The organism is Paraplanobispora siamensis, assembly GCF_016863175.1.
In the GTDB taxonomy this organism is placed as follows: Bacteria; Actinomycetota; Actinomycetes; order Streptosporangiales; family Streptosporangiaceae; genus Planobispora; species Planobispora siamensis.
In genome coordinates this window covers 1-1,335 of the sequence record NZ_BOOJ01000132.1, presented here as the reverse complement: position 1 = coordinate 1,335, position 1,335 = coordinate 1, and the positions used below count along the sequence as shown (strand labels likewise).

1 rRNA gene is annotated in these 1,335 nt (G+C 56.8%); it reads right to left on the bottom strand.

Going from position 1 to position 1,335, the window contains the following annotated elements:
• Window positions 1-1,284 (bottom strand): 23S ribosomal RNA (locus Psi01_RS42865); the annotation flags it as partial.
• Window positions 1,285-1,335: the final 51 nt, after the last annotated feature.

Sequence of the window (1,335 nt, the reverse complement as noted above, 5' to 3'; positions counted from 1 at the left end):
GGCGTAATGTGTGAATGCCACGACTTCGGCGGTGTACTTGAGCCCCGCTACATTGTCGGCGCGGAATCACTTGACCAGTGAGCTATTACGCACTCTTTCAAGGGTGGCTGCTTCTAAGCCAACCTCCTGGTTGTCACTGCGACTCCACATCCTTTCCCACTTAGCACACGCTTAGGGGCCTTAGTCGGTGGTCTGGGCTGTTTCCCTCTCGACTACGGAGCTTATCCCCCGCAGTCTCACTGCCACGCTCTCACTTACCGGCATTCGGAGTTTGGCTGACGTCAGTAACCTTGTCGGGCCCATCGGCCATCCAGTGCTCTACCTCCGGCAAGAAACACGCGACGCTGCACCTAAATGCATTTCGGGGAGAACCAGCTATCACGGAGTTTGATTGGCCTTTCACCCCTAAACACAGGTCATCCCCCAGGTTTTCAACCCTGGTGGGTTCGGTCCTCCACGCGGTCTTACCCGCGCTTCAACCTGCCCATGCCTAGATCACTCCGCTTCGGGTCTACAGCATGCGACTCAAAACGCCCTATTCAGACTCGCTTTCGCTACGGCTTCCCCCCACGGGTTAACCTCGCCACACACCATAACTCGCAGGCTCATTCTTCAAAAGGCACGCAGTCACATCACAGGCCGCCCGAAGACGACCTACGCTCCTACGGCTTGTAGGCACACGGTTTCAGGTACTATTTCACGACCCCTCACCGGGGCGCTTTTCACCTTTCCCTCACGGTACTGGTCCACTATCGGTCATCAGGGAGTATTTAGGCTTACCAGGTGGTCCTGGCCGATTCACACAGGATTTCTCGGGCCCCGTGCTACTTGGGATCCCCTCCAGCAGTCCAACCGATTTCGCCTACCCGGCTCTCACGGTCTCCGGCAGCCCTTCCCAGAGCTTTCGACTATCCATTGGATTTCTCACTGCTTACGGTTCCGGCAGAAACCGTCAGAAGGTCCCGCAACCCCGCACACGCAACGCCTGCCGGCTTTTCCACGCCTGCGGTTTAGCCTGATCCGCTTTCGCTCACCACTACTCACGGAATCACTATTGTTTTCTCTTCCTACGGGTACTGAGATGTTTCACTTCCCCGCGTTACCACCAACCGCCCTATACATTCAGGCGGAGGCAACACCCCATGACGGATGCTAGGTTTCCCCATTCGGACATCCCCGGATCACAGTCTGGTTGGCGACTCCCCGGGGCTTAACGCAGCCTCCCACGTCCTTCATCGGCTCCTGATGCCAAGGCATCCACCGTGTGCCCTTAAAAACTTGGCCACAAAGATGCTCGCGTCCACTATGCAAATCTCAAACAACAAACAGCCACCG